This window comes from Micromonospora aurantiaca ATCC 27029 (assembly GCF_000145235.1).
GTDB classification, from domain to species: domain Bacteria; phylum Actinomycetota; class Actinomycetes; order Mycobacteriales; family Micromonosporaceae; genus Micromonospora; species Micromonospora aurantiaca.
This window is the reverse complement of the sequence record NC_014391.1, coordinates 4,137,650-4,157,316: the sequence shown is the minus strand read 5'-3', so window position 1 is coordinate 4,157,316 and position 19,667 is coordinate 4,137,650. Positions and strand designations below refer to the sequence as shown.

At 73.3% G+C, this 19,667-nt stretch carries 15 protein-coding genes; 11 read left to right on the top strand and 4 right to left on the bottom strand.

The window, feature by feature from the left end:
- Window positions 1-4: 4 nt before the first annotated feature.
- Window positions 5-943, bottom strand: a complete 939-nt coding sequence (locus MICAU_RS18450) for a 3-oxoacyl-[acyl-carrier-protein] synthase III C-terminal domain-containing protein (RefSeq protein WP_013286859.1) — start codon at window positions 941-943, stop codon at window positions 5-7.
- A gap of 71 nt (window positions 944-1,014) precedes the next feature.
- Here MICAU_RS18450 and MICAU_RS18445 point away from each other — a divergent pair, with 71 nt between their 5' ends.
- The 5 genes from MICAU_RS18445 to MICAU_RS18425 all read left to right on the top strand — a co-directional run bounded on the left by MICAU_RS18445 (window position 1,015) and on the right by MICAU_RS18425 (window position 6,319).
- Window positions 1,015-2,175: a glycosyltransferase gene (locus MICAU_RS18445; protein WP_013286858.1), complete on the top strand. Its 1,161-nt coding sequence runs from the start codon at window positions 1,015-1,017 to the stop codon at window positions 2,173-2,175.
- Between the two features lie 85 nt (window positions 2,176-2,260).
- A complete protein-coding gene (locus MICAU_RS18440) occupies window positions 2,261-3,238 on the top strand; it encodes a daunorubicin resistance protein DrrA family ABC transporter ATP-binding protein (protein ID WP_013286857.1) in 978 nt (325 codons plus the stop codon).
- Between the two features lie 23 nt (window positions 3,239-3,261).
- On the top strand, window positions 3,262-4,026 hold the full coding sequence (locus MICAU_RS18435) for an ABC transporter permease (protein ID WP_013286856.1): 765 nt from the start codon (window positions 3,262-3,264) through the stop codon (window positions 4,024-4,026).
- A 116-nt stretch (window positions 4,027-4,142) separates the two neighbouring features.
- Complete coding sequence (locus MICAU_RS18430) at window positions 4,143-5,795, top strand: class I adenylate-forming enzyme family protein (RefSeq protein ID WP_013286855.1); 1,653 nt, start codon at window positions 4,143-4,145, stop codon at window positions 5,793-5,795.
- 44 nt (window positions 5,796-5,839) lie between these two features.
- Window positions 5,840-6,319 (top strand): hypothetical protein, encoded by a 480-nt coding sequence (locus tag MICAU_RS18425; protein WP_013286854.1) that lies wholly within the window; start codon window positions 5,840-5,842, stop codon window positions 6,317-6,319.
- Window positions 6,320-6,350: 31 nt separating this feature from the next.
- Here the strand turns inward: MICAU_RS18425 and MICAU_RS18420 are convergent, their stop codons facing one another.
- A complete protein-coding gene (locus MICAU_RS18420) occupies window positions 6,351-7,934 on the bottom strand; it encodes a ricin-type beta-trefoil lectin domain protein (protein ID WP_013286853.1) in 1,584 nt (527 codons plus the stop codon).
- Window positions 7,935-8,459: 525 nt separating this feature from the next.
- On the opposite strand from MICAU_RS18420, the gene MICAU_RS18415 reads away from it, so the two are divergent.
- The 4 genes from MICAU_RS18415 to MICAU_RS18400 all read left to right on the top strand — a co-directional run bounded on the left by MICAU_RS18415 (window position 8,460) and on the right by MICAU_RS18400 (window position 14,903).
- A complete protein-coding gene (locus MICAU_RS18415; protein ID WP_013286852.1) occupies window positions 8,460-9,461 on the top strand; it encodes a glycoside hydrolase family 11 protein in 1,002 nt (333 codons plus the stop codon).
- Between the two features lie 140 nt (window positions 9,462-9,601).
- On the top strand, window positions 9,602-10,030 hold the full coding sequence (locus tag MICAU_RS18410) for a Fur family transcriptional regulator (protein WP_013286851.1): 429 nt from the start codon (window positions 9,602-9,604) through the stop codon (window positions 10,028-10,030).
- 23 nt (window positions 10,031-10,053) lie between these two features.
- On the top strand, window positions 10,054-12,330 hold the full coding sequence (gene katG / locus MICAU_RS18405) for a catalase/peroxidase HPI (RefSeq protein WP_013286850.1): 2,277 nt from the start codon (window positions 10,054-10,056) through the stop codon (window positions 12,328-12,330).
- A 368-nt stretch (window positions 12,331-12,698) separates the two neighbouring features.
- A complete protein-coding gene (locus tag MICAU_RS18400; RefSeq protein WP_013286849.1) occupies window positions 12,699-14,903 on the top strand; it encodes a carbohydrate-binding module family 20 domain-containing protein in 2,205 nt (734 codons plus the stop codon).
- A 53-nt stretch (window positions 14,904-14,956) separates the two neighbouring features.
- Here MICAU_RS18400 and MICAU_RS18395 read toward each other — a convergent pair whose 3' ends face one another.
- Window positions 14,957-15,478, bottom strand: coding sequence for an RICIN domain-containing protein (locus MICAU_RS18395; protein WP_013286848.1), 522 nt, complete (start codon window positions 15,476-15,478; stop codon window positions 14,957-14,959).
- 194 nt (window positions 15,479-15,672) lie between these two features.
- Here MICAU_RS18395 and MICAU_RS18390 point away from each other — a divergent pair, with 194 nt between their 5' ends.
- A complete protein-coding gene (locus tag MICAU_RS18390; RefSeq protein ID WP_013286847.1) occupies window positions 15,673-17,082 on the top strand; it encodes an AAA family ATPase in 1,410 nt (469 codons plus the stop codon).
- Window positions 17,051-18,445, top strand: a complete 1,395-nt coding sequence (locus tag MICAU_RS18385) for a LuxR family transcriptional regulator (protein ID WP_013286846.1) — start codon at window positions 17,051-17,053, stop codon at window positions 18,443-18,445. Before MICAU_RS18390 ends, MICAU_RS18385 begins: the two co-directional genes overlap by 32 nt.
- Here the strand turns inward: MICAU_RS18385 and MICAU_RS18380 are convergent.
- Window positions 18,373-19,593 carry an MFS transporter gene (locus tag MICAU_RS18380; protein WP_013286845.1) on the bottom strand — a complete coding sequence of 407 codons (1,221 nt, stop codon included), beginning with the start codon at window positions 19,591-19,593 and terminating at the stop codon, window positions 18,373-18,375. The two genes, MICAU_RS18385 and MICAU_RS18380, sit on opposite strands and share 73 nt — an antisense overlap.
- Window positions 19,594-19,667: the final 74 nt, after the last annotated feature.

Here is a 19,667-nt window from a genome sequence, read left to right as displayed (position 1 = left end):
CCGGTCAGTGCTCGAACACCATGGCGGCGAACGTCGCGCCGTCCCCGGCGCCCACCGCCGCGACCAGGTACCTGTCACCCGGCCGGAGCAGGTCGCGCTCCCGGGCGGTGCGGTAGTTCACGAACGCGTCGGCGCAGAACACGTGGCCGGCCTCGGTCACGTTGTCCAGCAGCACCCGGTCCAGCGGCAGCCCGATCAGCCGGCACAGCCGCTTCCAGGTCATCAGGTTGACGTTGTGCGGCAGCACCAGCCGCAGCTCGGACAGCGCCGTCCCGGCCCGGTCCAGCGCGCGGCCGATCACCTCGGCCAGCGCCGGCCGGTACGCCCGCTGGAACCGTGCCGGGGACTCGCCGCCGGCCACGTCGAACTCGCCCCGCTGGTGGCAGGCGTACGCGAGGAGCCGGTCCCGGCCGCCTCCGGCGCTGAGCAGGCAGGCCGAGGAGCCCTCGCTGAACACCGACGTCTCGGGGATGAACTGGGCGTCGCGGGTGAACGCCTTCTCACCGGTGAGCACCAGCGCGAGCGGCGGGCCGTCGGGCGTGTCCGGTTCGGACGCGAGCAGCCGCCCGGCCACGTCGATCGCGGCCAGCGCGCTGGCGCAGGACTGCTGGGTGAGCGTGAACGCGAGTGCGTGGCCCAGCCCGAGCGTGCGGCACACCTCGTGCAGCGGGTTGACCGGATAGGGGGTGACCACCGGGAACGCCCGCCCGTACACCACGAACCGCACGCGCTGCCGTAGCGCGGGAAGCGCGGTGAGGCCGGCCGCCGCGTGCAGCAGCAGGTCGGTCAGGGACAGCCCGGGGTCGCGACGGACCTCGGTCAGGCCGTGGAAGCGGCGGAACAGGCGGACCTGCATGTCGGTCAGGCCCAGCGGCGCGGCCAGGCTCTCGACCGGCACCCGGCGCTGCGGCAGGAACACCGAGACGGCGTCGATCGCCGTCATACGCGTACCGTCACGCCACGGATCAGATCAGTGACGCCGATGGATGTCAACGCGCGTGCGATCATATCGACGTGGCTCGTTTCCTCTTCGTCGTGCTGCCGGTGGAGTCCCATCTGCACGCCCCGGTCGCCATCGCCCAGCAACTGGAGGCGGCCGGGCACGAGGTGGCCTGGGTCGGGCCGCGCAGCGACCTGCGTCCGCTGGTCGGCCCGGACGCCACACTGTTCCCGACCGGCAAGCGCTACTACCGCCCCGACGGCGCGTCCGGGCCGGACTCCGTGCGCAGCCTCTGGGAGGGGCACGTGCTGCCCGCCAACCGGTTCATCCGCGACGCCGCCGACTCGGCGGTCGAGCGGTACCGGCCGGACGTGGTGGTGGCCGACCAGTACGCGCTGGCCGGCGCGCTCGCCGCGCACCGGCGCGGGCTGCCGTGGGCGACGTTCTGCGTCGGCATGCTGGAGCTGACGCCGCCGACCGGGGAGATGCCCGAGTTCACTGACTGGGTACGCGCCCAGGTCCGCCGGGTGTGGGCGATGACCGACGTACCGGTGGACGAGACGATCGACCTGCGCTTCTCGCCGTACCTCGTGATCGGGCTGACCACCACGGCGCTGACCGGCCCGGCGCCGCTGCCGCCGGGCTGCGTGCTCACCGGGCCGGCGCTGGGACGGCGGCCGAACGCGCCCGCGTTCGCCTGGGACGCGTGGGATCCCGGCCGCCGGCACGTGCTGGTCACGGTCGGGACGATGGCCGAGCACCTCGCAGCCGACTTCTACCGGCGGATGACGGCGGCGACCGCGCCGCTCGCCGACCGGGTCCAGGTGATCCTCACCGCCGCCCCCGGCCTGGTGCCCGACCCGCCGCCGCACGTGCTGGTCGCGCCCCGGGTGCCGGTGCTGGAGCTGATGCCCCGGCTGGACGCGCTGGTGTCCCACGGTGGCCTGGGCACCGTCTCCGAGGCGCTGGCACACGGCGTGCCGGTGGTGGTCGCGCCGATCCGGCACGACCACCCGGCGGTGGCGCGTCAGGTGCGCCGGGCCGGCGCCGGCCTGGAGGTCTCCTTTCACTCGGCGACCCCGGCGGAGCTGACCGCCGCCCTGATCGCGGTGCTCGACGAGCCCGCGTACCGGGCGGGCGCGCGCCGGGTGGGGGAGTCGTTCGCAACGGCCGGCGGCGCCCGCGCGGCGGCGACGCACCTCGCCGCGTTGGCACGGACGGCTCCCGACGCCTGACGCATCGACCGTTGTCCAACAGTCGGGGCCGAACTAGCCTGGCCTGACGCACCCGCGCAGGCGTCGTGCCGCACGAGGAGGCTCGATGATCGAGGCCACCGGCCTACGCAAGTCCTTCCGGGTCGGGCGCGGGCGCGGCGCCACCACCGTCGACGCGGTACGCGGCGTCGACTTCGCGGTACGCCGAGGCGAGATCGTCGGGTTCCTCGGCCCGAACGGCGCCGGTAAGTCCACCACGCTGCGGATGCTCGCGACGCTGATCCGGCCCAGCGGGGGAGCGGCCACCATCGCCGGTGTCGATCTGCTGCGCGCGCCCGCGCAGGTCCGGCGGCGGATCGGCTTCGTGGCGCAGGCCAGCGGCACCTACGACGACTCCACCGCCCGCCGGGACCTGGTGCTCCAGGCCCGGATGCACGGCCTGTCCAAGTCGGTGGCGCAGGAACTGGCAGCCGGGGCGATCCGCGCGTTCCAGCTCGACGACTTCGCCGACCGCAAGATCAAGACGTACTCGGGCGGGCAGCGCCGCCGTCTCGACGTGGCACTGGGTGTTATCCACTCGCCGCAGGTCATGTTCCTGGACGAGCCCACCGCCGGGCTCGACCCGCCCAGCCGGGTCCGGATGTGGCAGGAGGTACGGCGGCTGCGCGAGGAGGGCATGACCATCTTCCTCACCACGCACTACCTGGACGAGGCCGACAGCCTCTGCGACCGGGTCTCGATCATCGACGCCGGGCGGATCGTGGCCGAGGGCACCCCGTCGGCGCTCAAACGCGAGATCTCCGGTGACGTGGTCGCGATCGACTTCGCCGCCGCCGACGTCGCGGGCGAGACCGGCGGCGACCTGCCGGCAGCGACGAAGCTGCTGGCCGAGGCGCCGTACGTGCACGCGGCCGAGCCGGTCGACGGCACGCTGCGGCTCTACGTGGACAGCGCCGCCACCGCCATCCCGCAGATCATGCGGGCGCTCTACGACAGGGGCATCGAGCCCGGCGCGATCGAGGCCCGCCGGCCCAGCCTCGACGACGTGTTCCTGGCCAAGACCGGCCGGTCGCTCGCCGAGTGACCGGACGCCGAGAGGAGTACGGCGTGAAACTCGTCCGCGACACCTGGCTGATCTTCCAGCAGGAGGCCGGCCTGATGGTGCGCAACCCGGTGATGGTCGCGTTCAGCCTGGCCCAGCCGATCACCTACCTGATCCTCTTCGCGCCGTTCCTCAAGGTGGTGATGGTCGACCGGGGCGCCGCGTCCTACGCCGACGCGTACCGGATCTACGTGCCCGGCCTGTTCGTGGCGATGGGCCTGTTCGGTGGCCTGTTCGCCGGTTACGGGCTGCTCAGCGCGCTGCGCGCGGGCATCATCGACAGGTGCCGGGTGACGCCGGTGAGCCGGACCGGCCTGCTGCTGGGCCGGGCGCTCATGCACGTGTGCCTCAACGTGGTGCAGGCCGTCGTGGTCACGCTGGTGGCGCTGCCGTTCGGCCTGCGGGTGCACCTGGCGAACCTGCTGGTGTCGTACGCGCTGCTGTCGGTGATGGTGCTGCTCAGCACCTCGATCTCGTACGACATCGCGTTGCTGGTACGCAACGAGAACAGCCTCGGCGTGCTGGTGAACACCGTCGGGCAGCCGGTGTCGCTGCTCGCCGGCGTGCTCATCCCGCTCGTGCTGGCGCCGATCTGGATCCAGCGGGTCGCGGTGTGGAACCCGTTCGCCTGGGCCACCGACGGCATGCGAGCGCTGTTCGCCGGCCAGATCACCCAGACCGTGGTGTGGCAGGGCGCGCTGATCATGTCCGGGCTGGCCGCCGCCAGTCTGTTCTGGTCGTCGCACCTGTTCAACCGCGAGGTCTCCTGACCGGCCGTACATCGACCATTGTCTCAGCGTGGCGGGCGCTCTAGCCTGATCGTGTCCCCGCTCGGCGGCCGGTACGGGGCGCGGCCGTGACGCGTGTCAGCTGAGGAGGCCACTCGTTGGGTGCCGACAACTTCCGGGCGACGCTGGCGGCCGACATGGAGCTGGGCGCGGGCAACGTGCTGCTCCGGCTGGCCGAGCACGGCGCCGACATGGACATGCCGCGGGTGACGTTCGACGCCGACGTCGACGGCATCCCCGCTTGGACGCCGCTGTCGCTGGCCACGCTCACCGACCGGGTCGCGGCCCGGGCCGCCTGGTTCCGGGCGCGCGGCGTTCGCCGGGCCGACCCGATCGCGGTGTACGTGACCTCCGCGCCCGACGTGTTCCTCAACTTCCTGGCGCTGACCTGGCTCGGCGCGATCCCGGCGCTGATGAACGGCAACATGCCGGTCCCGCTGGCGGCCGAGTTCGTCAGGCGGCTGCGCGGGGCCGGCGTGGTGGTCGACGCCGACCACGCCGCGCTGGCCGGGCACGACCTCGGCGTGGAGATCCTCGGCGACGCGGCGCAGACCGGCACCGGCGACCCGGCGCAGGCGCCGCCGCACCACCGGCACCACCCCGAGGAACCGGTGGTCATCACCCACTCCTCGGGCACCACCCGGGTACCTGCGGCGATCGTCCACTCGCACCACGGCCTGTTCGCCGCGATCCGCGCGGTCCGGCTCACCGAGTCCCGGCCGTACGGCGAGGTGCGGGAGATGTCCGCGCTGCCGGCCGCGCACGCCGCCGGCATCATCACGCTCAACCAGGCGCTCTGCAACGGCTACCAGCTGCTGTGCCTGTCCGCGCAGGGCGGCCCGTTCGAGCGCAGCGCGGAGACGATCCTGGACGCGATCGAGCGGTGGCGTCCCACCGGCGTCTTCGGCTTCGCGGTGACCTGGTCGGAACTGGCCCGGGTCGACCTGACCACCCGCGACCTCAGCTCGGTGCGCAACTGGTTCAACACCGGTGACTGCGCGCACGAGGCGCACGTCCGCCGGCTGGTCGCCGTCGGCAGCCACCCCGCGTACACCCGCGACGGCATGGTCGACGTCCCCGGCTCCAAGTTCGTCGACATGCTCGGCTCCACCGAGATGGGGCACGGCGCGTTCCGGATCACCCACCGGCTGGGCAGCGACCGCTACGACCGCTGCGTCGGCAGGCCGTACCCGTTCGCCGAGATCGCGCTGCTCGACGTGGACACCGGCGAGGAGGTCCCGCCGGGGCAGGTGGGGCACGTCGGCCTGAAGTCGCCGACGCTGGCGCTCGGCTACTGGAACGACTCGGTCACCACGTACCGGACGCGGCTGGGCGGCTACTACCTGACCGGTGACCTGATGTACCGCGACGCGGCCGGCGACTACCACCACGTCGACCGGGCCAGCGACGCGGTCGACCTGGGCGGCGGCACCTGGCTGTACACCGCGCTGTCCGAGGAGCGCATCCTCCGGCACTGCCCGGACGTCCGCGACTGCACCGTCCTCGCGGCGGCGGGGGAGGACGGCACGACTGTGACCGACGTGCTGCTCCTGCTCACCGCCGACGCCGATCCGGCAGCCGACCGTACCGGCCGGGTCCGGGCCGCGCTGGGGCCGGCGGTGGCCGCGACGTTGCGCCGGGTGGTGACGGTCCCCGACGACGACGTGGTCATGGGGCCGACCGGGAAGGTGCGCAAGTTCCTGATGCGACAGCGGCTGCTGGCCGACGCCGGAGCGCCCGGAGCGGGCTGACCGGCGGGGATCGACGGTTGGCACGGCCGTGCCAGAATCCAGCCGTGTCCTACCTCCCCTCGCAGCCGTACCCGCCGATGCCCGGCGGCGTCAGCCCGCTGATCGCCTACCCGCACCCGATCACCCCGCCGCCCGGCTGCGGCGTGCTCGTCGTCTCGGTGAACCGCGGGCCGTACCTGATCCCCGTGCCGGCGACCAGCCGCTTCAAGATCGACCGCCAGGTGGTCGCCATCCCCGGTGAGGGGACATGGCACGTCGCGGTGCCGGCCGGCGCGCACGACATCCGGTACACCGACTTCATGGGTGTCCCGATCGTCACCACGACGCTCGCGGTGCAGCCGGGGGCCGCGCACCACCTCGCGTTCCGCTTCGGCGGGTGGCGCAACCGGGTGTACGACGGCTACGGCACCGACGTCACCCGGTTCGGCATGTGGTCCAACTACAGCGTCATGCTGGTCCTGCTGGCCGTCGTCGGCGTGGCCTGCTGCGGGGTGCTCGGGCTGGCCGTGGGCTCGAATCCCTGATCCGGTCCGGCCAGCGGGCCCGGTCGCGCGGCTAGCGAAGCGACCAGGTCTGCTTCACGTTGAACACGCAGGTCCAGGCGTTCAGCGGTGCGCCCGCGGCGTGCCCGTCGACGTCCAGGCAGCGGTCGGTGGCCCGGTTGAACAGCGACCGCCGGCCCTGGCTCTCGATCCACTCCCACTTCTGCGCCGGGTTGCCGCTGCACCACGCCGTCTGCACCGGTACGCCGTCGCGCTTCTCGCCCCAGGCCACGTCCAGGCAGAGGCCGCCCTCGACCCGGACGCTGCCGTCGGACGCGAACGTCCACCACTGGGAGCGCTCCTCCCGGCAGGCCCGCAGCACGACGCGTACGCCGTCACCGCTGCCGCCGCTGGCGCACAGGCCGGTCTCCTTGCCGACGAGTTGCTTCGCGCCGGCCGGGCGGACCGGTGCGGCCGGCTTCTCCGGCTCGTTCGACGTGCCCGCTGCCGGCGACGACGTGGACGGGCGCGCGGCCGACGAGGCCGGCGGCTTCGGCGTCCGGGTGCCGGGCGACGGCGTGCCGGAAGTCGCCGGCGTGCCCCGCAGCCGGCCGTCGAGGGCGTAGAAGTCGGTGAACTCCCGGACCGTGCGCAGGAACTCCTGCGTCCTGGCGTCGAAGTCGCCGCCGGTGTGGCGCACGGCGTCGGTCCCGTCGCGGTGCGCCGCCAGCGCCAGCAGGTCCGGGTCGCCGTCGAGCGCGGCCAGTTCGCGCCGCAGCGCGCAGAGCGTGGCGCCGGCCGCCGGTACCGCTGCCTGCGGATCCCACGGCGAGGCGCCGGACGGGCCGTACGCACGCCACAGCTCGGGCCGGAACTGGGCGATGCCCTTGCGGCCGCCGTCGCCGAGCAGGTTCGGGTCGAACCCGGAGGAGGCCATCAGCTGCGCGGCGACAGCGGCCGGCGGCACCTGCGGGCACACCGAGCCGGCCCGCACCACGAGGCGGACGTACGCGGCGGGGACCGCCTTGGGCTGCCGGCGTTCGCTCTCGCGGTTCGCCGGGCCGGTCTCGGCGAAACCGTCCTGCCGGCCGTAGTAGGCGGCGTACCGGCTTGCCTCGTCGACGTACGGGACCGCCGTCGAGGGCACCCCCTCGGAGGCGCGTACCTCCTCGAACCCGGTGTGGAACGCGGCGAGCGACAGCCGCCACGGGTCGCCGGGGACGGCAGCCGCGCGAACCTGCCCGGCCAGGTCGCACATGTGGTGGGCGAGCGCGAGGATGTTGGCGGCGCTGTCGGTGCGCTGCGCGTCCGGCCACGGCGCCCAGGTCCGCCACCGCTCGTCGTCCAGCCCGGCCAGGCCCCGGCCGCCGGACGCGGTCCGCTCGGCCCGCGCGTCCAGACCCGACTCGGCCATCAGCTGCCCGGCCAGCCGCGCCGGGGTCAGCGCGGGGCAGGACCGGGCCGCGGTGCGGATCGCGGTCAGGTGCTCGGCGGAGACGGTCCGGGCGGCCGGCTCGTCGTCGCGGGCGGCGGCGACGCTCCCGCTGAGGGCGGCGACCACCAGGCTCAGCGCCGCCAGCCCGGCGGCGCCGGCGGCGACCACGCCGCGCGGGATCCGGCGCGGCCGCGGGCGCGCGCCGGGGGCATCGGGTGTCACAGGGCGGTCCTTCCGGTGATGACGTACGCCGGACGGGTGCGCGACGTCCTCGGTTCACCCGGCCGGAATCGGGTCCGACTCCGGTCCGGCCGTCATTGAACCGACCGACCGACGAGCCGTCAAATGTGGACTGTCCGGCCCGGCCCCGACCGCTCGCGCGCGCCGAGCAGCCGGGGCAGTGTTGATCCGGAACAGGGCCGAAAAGTTTCGGAATCAAGTCGCCTTCAATGGCGGTCGGGCGCCCTTAGTCGACATGTCGATGCTGATCCGAGGCCCTTTCCGGCAGCCGTAACGGCCGTTCAGGGCCGGACGGCGGTTACCACAACATTTCCGGAACTCGTTGACAGGATGAACCGGGCCTCCAATACTGTGGCCATCGGCGTATCTCGATTGACGTCGATGTCCGACCACCACCCGTGGCGCGGCTGTCGCCCCGGTCCCGCCGTCCGCGGGCGGGCGAGCACCCGCGGCTCGCGCCACCGGAAGCTGGCCGCCCGCCAGCCGTCACAGGGAGGAAACCCGTCCATGAAAGACGCCCCCGTCCGTACGGGCATCCGCAGGCGCGGACGCCTCAGGATGGTCCTCGGCGGCGCCTGCGCCGTGGCGCTGATCGCCGCCGGGGCGACGGCCGTCGCGTCAGGTCCGGCCTACGCCGACACCACCGTCACGTCGAACTCCACCGGCACCAACAACGGCTACTTCTATTCCTTCTGGAAGGACAGTGGCAACGTCTCCATGACCATGGGCAACGGTGGTCAGTACAGCACCCAGTGGAGCAACATCAACAACTTCGTCGCCGGCAAGGGCTGGAACCCGGGCGGCCGCCGCACGGTCAGCTACTCCGGCAGCTTCAACCCGTCCGGCAACGCGTACCTGACGCTCTACGGCTGGACGCGCAACCCGCTCGTCGAGTACTACATCGTGGACAGCTGGGGCAGCTGGCGCCCGCCGGGCAGCGGCTACATGGGCTCGGTGTCCTCCGACGGCGGCACGTACGACATCTACCGCACCCAGCGGGTCAACGCCCCCTCGATCGAGGGCACCCGGACGTTCTACCAGTACTGGAGCGTCCGCCAGTCGAAGCGCGTGGGCGGCACCATCACCTCCGGCAACCACTTCGACGCCTGGTCGCGCTACGGCATGAACCTCGGATCGCACGACTACCAGATCCTGGCCACCGAGGGCTACCAGAGCAGCGGCAACTCCAACATCACGATCGGCGGGACCGGCGGTGGCAACCCGACCACCCCGCCGCCGAACAACGGTGGCTGCACGGTCAGCGTGAGCCGGGCCGAGGAGTGGGGCGACCGGTTCAACGTGACCTTCTCGGTCAGCGGCACCAGCAACTGGGTGGTCAACATCCAGACCCAGGGCGGGCAGAGCCTGCAGAACAGCTGGAACGCCTCGATCAGCGGCACCAGCGGCACGCTCACCGCGCGCCCGAACGGCAACGGCAACAACTTCGGCATCACGCTCTACAAGAACGGCAACAGCAACACACCGACGGCGAGCTGTTCCGCCGCCTGAGCCCTTCTCCGGGGAGGGGGTGCCGCGTCGCGAGGCGCGCGGCACCCCCGTTTTCGTGCGCCCGGACCCTGCTGGTGTGACGGCCGACACACCTGGGCAAAAACTTGATTCATTCCAAAAGACCGGACTAAGGTCGTCGCATGACGGCCGACTTCGAGACGCAGCTCCGGGCGGTCTCGTTGCGGGTGACCCGGCCCCGCGTGGCGGTGCTGGCCGCGCTGCGTGACCACCCGCACGTCGACACCGACACGGTGATCGCCCTGGTCCGCGCCGAGCAGCCCACCGTGTCCCACCAGGCGGTCTACGATGTGCTCCGGGCACTCACCGACGCCGGGCTGATCCGGCGCATCCAGCCGGCCGGCGCCACGGCCCGCTACGAGTCGCGGGTGGGAGACAACCACCACCACGTCGTGTGCCGTTCCTGCGGCGCCATCGCCGACGTCGAGTGCGCCGTCGGCCGCGCCCCCTGTCTCACCGCCTCCGACGACCACGGCTTCGTGGTGGACGAGGCGGAGGTCGTCTACTGGGGCACCTGCCCCGGCTGCGCGGCCGACCGCACCGCCCAGTGATCCGCCAGTTCGGAAGGAAGCAGATGAGCGACACCCAGGACAACCGGCCCGTCAGCCCGCAGGGCGTGGACGCCAAGGAGGCGGCCGGCTGCCCGGTCGCGCACGACTCCGTGACCGCGCACGGCAGCGAGAGCGAGAACCCGGCGATCGACTCGCCGACCCCGAAGACCGGCGGTCGTCCGCGCAGCAACCGCGACTGGTGGCCCAACCAGCTCGACCTGTCGGTGCTGCACGCCCACTCGTCCAAGGGCAACCCGCTGGGCCCGGAGTTCAGCTACGCCAAGGAGTTCGCCAAGCTCGACGTCGAGGCGCTCAAGCGGGACATCACCGAGGTCCTCACCACCTCGCAGGACTGGTGGCCGGCCGACTTCGGCCACTACGGCGGCCTGATGATCCGGATGAGCTGGCACGCCGCGGGCACCTACCGCATCGAGGACGGCCGCGGTGGCGCCGGCGACGGCGGGCAGCGCTTCGCCCCGCTGAACAGCTGGCCGGACAACGCCAACCTGGACAAGGCCCGCCGGCTGCTCTGGCCGGTCAAGCAGAAGTACGGCCAGAAGATCTCCTGGGCCGACCTGCTGGTGCTCGCCGGCAACGTGTCCCTGGAGTCGATGGGCTTCAAGACCTTCGGCTTCGGCTTCGGCCGTGAGGACGTCTGGGAGCCGGAGGAGATCTTCTGGGGCCCCGAGGACACCTGGCTGGGCGACGAGCGCTACGCCTCCGAGAAGGACATGGTGGCCGGCGTCGGCGCGACCGAGATGGGTCTGATCTACGTCAACCCGGAGGGCCCGCGCGGCAACGCCGACCCGCTCGCCGCGGCGCACTTCATCCGCGAGACGTTCCGCCGGATGGCGATGAACGACGAGGAGACCGTCGCGCTGATCGCCGGCGGCCACACGTTCGGCAAGACCCACGGCGCCGGCCCCGCCGACCGGCACGTCGGCCCCGAGCCGGAGGCCGCGCCGCTGGAGGCGCAGGGCCTGGGCTGGCTGAGCACGTACGGCGAGGGCAAGGGCGGCGACACGATCACCAGCGGCCTCGAGGTCACCTGGACCGACAAGCCGACCCAGTGGAGCAACCGCTTCTTCGAGATCCTCTTCGGCTACGAGTGGGAGCTGACCACCAGCCCCGGTGGCGCCAAGCAGTGGGTGGCCAAGGACGCCGAGGCGATCATCCCGGACGCCCACGACCCGTCGAAGAAGCACAAGCCGACCATGCTCACGACCGACCTGTCGCTGCGCGTGGACCCGGCGTACGAGAAGATCTCCCGCCGCTTCCTGGAGAACCCGGACGAGTTCGCGCTGGCGTTCGCCAAGGCCTGGTACAAGCTGCTGCACCGTGACATGGGCCCGGTCAGCCGCTTCCTCGGCCCGTGGGTGCCCGAGGCCCAGCTCTGGCAGGACCCGGTGCCGGCCGCCGCGCACGACCTGGTGAACGACGCCGACGTCGCCGCGCTCAAGGCGAAGGTGCTGGAGTCCGGCCTCACCACCGCCCAGCTCGTCTCCACCGCCTGGGCCTCGGCCGCGAGCTACCGCTCCACCGACAAGCGTGGTGGCGCCAACGGCGCGCGGATCCGGCTGGAGCCGCAGCGCAACTGGGAGGTCAACCAGCCCGAGCAGCTCGCCACCGTGCTGGCCACCCTGGAGGGCATCCAGCAGGAGTTCAACGCCGCTGGCGGCGCCCAGATCTCGCTCGCTGACCTGATCGTGCTGGCCGGCTCGGCCGCTGTCGAGCAGGCGGCGCGCGACGCCGGCGTCGAGGTGACTGTGCCGTTCCACCCGGGTCGTACCGACGCCACTCAGGAGCAGACCGACGTCGAGTCGTTCCGGGTGATGGAGCCGCGCGCCGACGGGTTCCGCAACTACCTGCGGCCGGGCGAGAAGACCCAGCCGGAGGTGCTGCTCGTCGACCGCGCGTACATGCTGAACCTGACCGCGCCGGAGATGACCGTCCTGGTCGGCGGCCTGCGCGCGCTCGGCAACAACGTCGGCGGCGCCGCGCACGGCGTGCTCACCGACCGGCCCGGCGTGCTCACCAACGACTTCTTCGTCAACCTCCTCTCCCCGGGCACCCGGTGGAAGGCGGCGGAGTCCGAGGAGCACGTGTACGAGATCCGCGACCTGGCGACCGACCAGGTGAAGTGGACCGCCACCGCGGTCGACCTCATCTTCGGCTCCAACTCGCAGCTGCGGGCGCTCGCCGAGGTCTACGCCAGCGACGACGCGCGGGAGAAGTTCGTCCGCGACTTCGTCGCCGCCTGGACGAAGGTCATGGAGCTGGACCGCTTCGACCTGGCCTGATCCGTCACATCTGAGCGAGCCCCGGTCCGTCGCGACGCGACGGACCGGGGCTCGTCCGTGTCCGGCGGGTGCCGGGCGCACCCGGCCCGCAAACGCTGGAAAATCTGCTCGGAAGTTGCGATCGTCCCGCGAAGCGGGTCGTCCCGTCCCGAGCAGCGGGAATCGCCTCCGGCGCCCGATCGTCCGGTCCAGCGTGGATCGCCGCTGGTGGCCGGGAATCCGAGCCCACTCGTGTTGCCTGCTGGTTTCGAAAACTTTGCCGCAAGCTCTTGCAAAGACTTTCATGGATGGCGCATGGTGTTCGCTACCCGGGACGGCCGCCCCACCCCCGCTCACCCTTTCGAACCCACGGAAGAGGTCCCCCGACCATGCAATCCGCCAGGCCACACCCCCGTGGCCGCGCCGGTCGCCTGCTGCTCGCCGCCGCGCTCGTCGCGGCCGGCGGCACGGTCGCCGTCGCCGCTGCCACCACCACCCCCACCCCCGCCCGCGCCGCCGTCGTCCTGAACGACAGCGAGGTGACCGCCAACCTCTGGGAATGGAACTGGAACTCGGTCGCCGCCGCCTGCACCGACCACCTCGGACCGGCCGGCTACGGCGCGGTGCAGGTGGCGCCGCCGCAGGAGTCGGTGAAGCTGCCCGCCAGCGCCGACGGCGCCTACCCCTGGTACGAGGTGTACCAGCCGGTGTCGTACAAGCTGGACAGCCGGTTCGGCAACCGCCAGCAGTTCGCCGCCATGGTCACCGCGTGCCACAACGCCGGTGTGCGCGTCTACGTCGACGCGGTCGTCAACCACATGGCCGGCACCAACAACCCGGCCGGCACGCGCGGCTACGCCGGCACCGAGTTCTCCGGCTACAGCTACCCGGCCGTGCCGTACGGCGCCGGCGACTTCCACCGCCCCGGCGACAACTGCCCGACCGGCGGCGCGATCAGCGACTGGAACAACGAGGCCCAGGTGACCAGCTGCGAGCTGCTGTCGCTGTCCGACCTCTACACCGAGAAGGAGGCGGTCCGCAACAAGATCGCGGGCTACCTCAACGACCTGATCGGGCTCGGCGTAGACGGCTTCCGGGTCGACGCGGTCAAGCACATCCGCAAGGACGACTTCGCGGCCATCCTGGGCAAGCTGAACAACACCGTCGCCGAGGGCCGGCGTCCGTACGTCGCACAGGAGATCTTCGACGGCGCCAGTAATCCCGCGTTGCAGGCCCGGGCGTACATCGGCAACGGCGACGTGCTCGACTTCGCGTACGCCAAGGGCATCCGCTCGGCGTTCCAGGGCTCGATCTCGGCGCTGGCGAACGTGCCGAACTGGAACCTCGACGCGCCGAGCGCCAACGTCTTCGCCATGGTCACCAACCACGACCTGGAGCGCGACGGTGTGGTGCTGTCGTACAAGAACGGCACCGACTACGTGCTGGCGAACTACTTCGCGCTGGCCTACCCGCACGGCAAGCCGTCGGTCTACGACAGCTTCACCTGGTCCAACCGCAACCAGTCCCCGCCGCACGACGGCACCGGACGGGTCACCGACACGACCTGCGGCGCCGCCTGGAACTGCCTGAGCCGCACCACCGGCGTCAAGGGCATGGTCGGCTGGGCCAACGCCGCCCGGCCGGTGAAGACCGTCTCGGACTTCACCACAGTGAACAGCAACGTGATCGGCTTCCACCGGGGCGACCGGGCCTGGATCGGCGTCAACGACTCCGGCTCGGCCACCACCGCCACCTTCGTCACCGGGCTCGCCGACGGCCGGTACTGCGACGTCATCTCCGGCGTCGCCACCGGCAGCGGCTGCACCGGCTCCACGGTGACCGTGTCCGGCGGCCGGGCCACGGTGACCCTCCCGGCCAACGACGCGGTCGCGATCCACGTGAACGCCCGGCCGGGTGCCAGCCCGTCCCCGACCGCCTCCCCGACCGTGTCGCCGACGGCCTCCCCGACCGCGTCCCCCACGGTCAGCCCGGGTGACCGGATCGCCACCACGTTCACCGTCGCCGCGAACCTGGCCGCCGGGCAGGACGTCTACGTCGTCGGCAGCATCCCCGAGCTGGGCTCGTGGACGCCCGCGAACGGCGTCAAGCTCGCCGCGCAGGGCGGCGGCACCTACCGCGCCACCGTCAGCCTGCCCCGGTCCACCGGCGTGGAGTTCAAGTTCGTCAAGCTGACCACCGCCGGTGCGGTCACCTGGGAGTCCGGCGCGAACCGGACGCTCACCACGCCGGCCACCGGCACGTACGCGGTGACCGAGACGTTCCGCGGCGACACCGTCAGCACGGCTGTGGCCACCACGTTCTCCGTCACCGCGACCACCGTCTACGGACAGAACGTGTTCGTGGTCGGCAACGTCCCGGCGCTCGGCGGCTGGAACCCGTCCGCCGCCGTCGCCCTCTCGCCCGCCGCCTATCCGGTCTGGCGGGCCACGGTCGACCTGCCCGCGAACACCGCTGTCGAGTACAAGTACGTCAAGAAGAACCCGGACGGCACGGTGATCTGGGAGTCCGGCGCGAACCGGACGTTCACCACGCCGGCCGGCGGCACCCGGGCCGTCAGCGACACCTGGCGCTGACGATCGTGCGGCCCGTCCCCCTCACCCCTGGGGACGGGCCGCATCCGCGCCGGTCAGACGGCCGCGAACGACCAGACCTGGGCCGGGTTGCCGAAGCCGGTGCAGCGGTAGATCTGGACGGTCGCGCCGTCGGCGTCCGATCCGCCCCGCACGTCCATGCACCGGCCGCCGATCTGCGACTTGATCTGGTGCACCCCCGCGAAGGAGTTCGGGTCGACCGTCCACTTCATGCTCGACGTGCCGGTGCAGGCCCACTGCTGCAACGGCGTGCCGTCGGCGTTCACCCCGTTGCGGACGTCCACGCACATGCCGCTGAACTGGTTGACGAACGTGTAGGTGTCCCTGCCCACCGGCGACCAGCGCTGCACGGCCTGGCCGTCGCAGGTGCGCTGCACGACCCGGCCGCCGAGCGACGACGGGGCGCCGGACCGGTCCACCTCCAGGCACTTGCCGCTGCCGTAGTTGACGATGGCGTAGTGGCCGGTCGCGGCCTGCGCCGGCGGGCCGGACGCCACCCCGAGCCCGGTGGCGAGCAGTCCCGCCGCCAGCACCCCGGCGGCTCTCTTCCCGATCATGGTGTCTCCCCTCGGAGTCGTGTCGCCGTCCCGGATGCGCCGGTGGTCACCGGCCGGACGACTGGGGACGACGCTAGGGATCCGCGACGGCCACCGGCTCCGGGTTCCTCCTAGTCGACGAGGCCGCGCGAGCCCCCTGTCGGGTTCGCGTCGCGCCCGCCCGCCCTGACGACGCCGGCGGCTAGCGTGCGGTCATGGGCAGTGGTCCGGCGCCGGCCGGTGCCGTCGGCACGGCCACGGACACCGGCGGGGACGCCCTGCTCGGGCGCGCCGACGAGTGCCGGCGGCTCGGTGCGCTGCTGGCCGACGCGGTCGACGGTCACGGCGGCGCCCTGGTGGTGCGCGGCGCGGCGGGCGTCGGCAAGACGGCGCTGCTGGAGCACTGCGCCGCCCGGTCCACCGGGATGCGGGTGCTGCGCGCCACCGGCGCCCCGTTCGAGGCGGAACTGCCGTTCTCCGCGCTGCACCAACTGGCGCGCCCGCTGCTGCACCGGCTCGGCGATCTGCCCGCGCAGCAGGCCGACGCGCTGCGTACCGTCTTCGCCATCGGCGGCGGCTCCCGTCCGGTCAACCGGCTCGCCGCGTACGTGGCGACGCTGAGCCTGCTCACGACGGCGGCCGAGGACACGCCGGTGCTCTGCCTGGTCGACGACGCGCACTGGATCGACCCGGCCTCGGCGGAGGCGCTGCTGTTCACCGCCCGGCGGCTGCTCGCGGACCGGGTCGCCGTCGTCTTCGCGGCCCGCGACGCCCCCGCGTTCCCCGCGCCCGGCCTGCCGGAGCTGCCGCTGACCGGTCTGCCGCGGAACGACGCGATCCGGCTCGCCATGCGCGCCGGCCTGGACCCACGGGTCGCCGCCGACCTGGCGGCGGCCACCGCCGGCAACCCGCTCGCGCTGACCGAACTGCCGGCGACGCTGTCCGAGGAGCACCGCAACGGGTGGCTGCCGCTGCGGGAGCCTCTCGTGCTCGTCGAACGCATCGAGATGACCGTCCTGGCGCACGCCCGTGGGCTCCCCGACAACACCTGGCGCGCGCTCGTCGCCTGCGCGGTCACCGAGGCCACCACCCCGGCGCTGCTGGAGCGGATCCTGGCGGCGGACGGGCTGCGCCTGGGCGTGCTGGACCCGGCGGTCGACGCCGGGCTGATCCGGGTGACCGATCGCGAGGTGACGTTCCGCCACCCGCTGACCCGCGCCGCTGTGCACTCGGTCGCCGGCCCCGGCCGGCGGCGGGCCGCCCACCTGGCGGTGGCCGCGGCGCTCACCGGTGACGACACCGCCGACCGCCGGGCCTGGCATCTCGCGGCCGCCACCACAGTGCCCGACGAGGGCGTCGCCGCGTTGCTGGCCGACTCCGCCGAGCGGGCGCAACGCCGGGGCGGCGTGGTGGCCGAGGCGCGCGTACGAGCGGTCCGCCCGTCTCACACCGGACCCGGACGTACGCGCGTCCCGGCTCGCCGCCGCGTCCCGCGCCTGGGCCAACGCGGGCGCGAGCCGGCACGCGATCACGCTGGGGGAGGAGGCGATCGGGCTGACCCGGCGCGCCGACCTGCGTTGCCGGGTCAAGCCGTTGCTCGCCCACCTGGCGCAGCAGCACTGTGACACGGCGGGCGCCGAGGCGTACCTGGCCGACGCGCAGGCGTACGCGCAAGCGGATCCGCTCGGCGCGGCCCGGCTGATGAGCGCCCGCGTCAACCAGTTCTGGGCGCGGCTGGACGTCACCGGCATGGTGCCGCTGTGCGCGCGGGTGGCCGAGCTGGCCGCCGCGGACGCGGGCGCGACCTGGCCGAAGGGGCCGATCCGGCTGGCCGCGGCGCAGGTGCTGGCCGGGCTGCCCGAGGGGGTCGCGTCGGCCCGTGCCCTGGTCACCGCCTGCGCCGGCCACGCCGACGGCTCGGCGGCGGAGCTGGCCGAGGTGTTCTGCTGGATCGGGGAACACGACACCGCGCGTGCGCTGCTGGAACCGGAGATCGACCGGGCCCGCGCCACCGACGACGTGTTCCTGCTGGCGTACGCCCTGCCCCGGCTCGCCGGGCTGGAGTGGCGCACCGGCCGGCTGCACGCGGCGTACCAGGCCGCCGCCGAGGCGGTCCGGATCGCCGAGCAGGTGGCGCTTCCGGTGCTGCGGGCGGAGGCGCTGGCCGTGCTGGCCCTGGTGGAGGCGCTGCTCGGCGAGGAGCCGGAGGCGCTCGCGCACGTCGAGGACGCCCGTCGTCTCCTGCCGGGCGAGTTCCGGGAGATCGAGGTCCGGCTCCGCTACGCCACCGGGATCGCGGCGGTGGTGGGCGCGCGCTGGCACGACGCCGTGACCGAGCTGGAACGGGTCCGCCGGGCCCAGCGCGACGGCGGCATCGCCGAACCGGGGTGGCTGCCCGTCGCGGCCGAGCTGGCCGAGGCGTACGCGCACCTGTCCGACCCGCAGCGGTCGGCACGGCGGTTGCGCGACCTGGCCGGTACGGGTGGTGCCGCCGCCCGCGCCGCCTCCGCGCGCGTCGAGGGCCTGCTCGCCGGCGAACCGGACCTGGACGAGGTCTTCGCGGCGGCGCTGGCCCGGTGTGATCCCGCCGTCGTCCCGCTGGAACGGGCCCGGACGCTGCTGAGCTACGGGCAGCGGCTGCGCCGGGCCCGCCGTCGCCGGGACGCGCGGGTCCAGTTGCACGCCGCGCTGCGGTTGTTCGAGGCGCTCGGCGCACAGGGCTGGGCGCGGCGGTGCCGCACCGAGATCGACGCCACCGGCCGGCGGCCGCCCGAGCCCGGCGACCGGACCGTCGACCGGCTGACCGGCCAGGAACGCCTGATCGCCCTGCACGTGGCGGAGGGTCTGACGAACCGGGAGATCGCGGCCCGGGTCTTCCTGTCACCGAAGACCGTCGAGTACCACCTCGGCAACGTCTACCGGAAGCTGCGGCTGCGTTCCCGGCCGGAGCTGATCCGCCACCTGTCCGGCCCGCCGGCCGCCGGTTGACGACGCGGCCGGACGGCCGCCGCCAGTGCCGCGGCCAGGCACGCCACCGCGGCGAGCACCAGCGGCGGCCGGCCGCCGACCGCGACCGCCGCCGACCCGAGCGGGATGGCCAGCGTGATCGGGCCGAACATCGCGGTGTTCGCGGTCCCGGCGACCCGCCCGAGCATCGCCTGCGGCGTGTACGTCTGCACGGCGGTGACCGCCGCGACGAGCGTCCACGGCAGACCCACACCGACGACGACCGAGGCGGCCACAGTGCCCGGCCACCAGGGCAGGCAGCGCCCCAGACAGCCGGCGGCGAACAGGACCGCGCCCGCGGCACCGACCGTGATCTCGCCGTGGCGACGGACGAGCCGGCCGACGACGAGCCCGGCGAGCAGTGACCCGCCGCCCTGCGCGCTCGCCAGCACACCGAGGAACGTCGACGGCAGCGCCAGGTCCGTCACCACCACGTCGTACAGCGCTGCGGTGGTGAACCCGGACATCGCGATGGACACCGCCGCGAGCGCCACGGGTACGCGTACCGCCCGCCGGGCCAGCAGCGCGGCGAGGCCGTCCCGCACCCGCGCCGGGCGTGCGGCCGGGGGAGCGGGGGCGGTCCGCGTCAGGCGCAACGCGCCGTACAGGGCGGCCGCGAGCACCGGTACGGCGGCGGCGAGCACCGCGACGACGTGCCCGCCCCGCCACGCGTACAGGCCCGCCCCGGCCAGCGGCGCCACCAGCTTCATGCCCTCCTGTGCGCTCGACCGCCAGCCGTTGACGTCGGCCAGCCGGGCCGGGGGGAGCGCGGCGGGCAGCAACGCGGTCTCGCCGGCGTCGACGAGCACGTAGCCGATGCCGTAGGCGAGCGAGACGGCGTAGATCAGCCACGCCTCGCCGGGCCCTCGCACCGCCAGCAGGCTCAGCAGCGCGGCGGCGAGCGCGAGGTCGACACCGATCACCAGGGGACGCCGGGGCACCCGGTCGAGCAGGCCGCCGAGCCACGGTCCGGCCAGCGTCGGGGCGTAGACGCAGAGCCCGGCCAGCGCGGCGAGCCCGGTGGAACCGGTGAGATCGAGGATCCAGATGCCGGAGACCAGGGCCATGGCGCTGCCGCCGAGGCCGGACAGCAGCGAGACGGCCACGAACAGGACGGCGTTGCGGCGCATGGATCCCCCGAGAGGTTGAGTCTGGTGGACTCACATCCTCCGGAGTTGAGCCGTCCCGGGGCAATGCCTTGGGC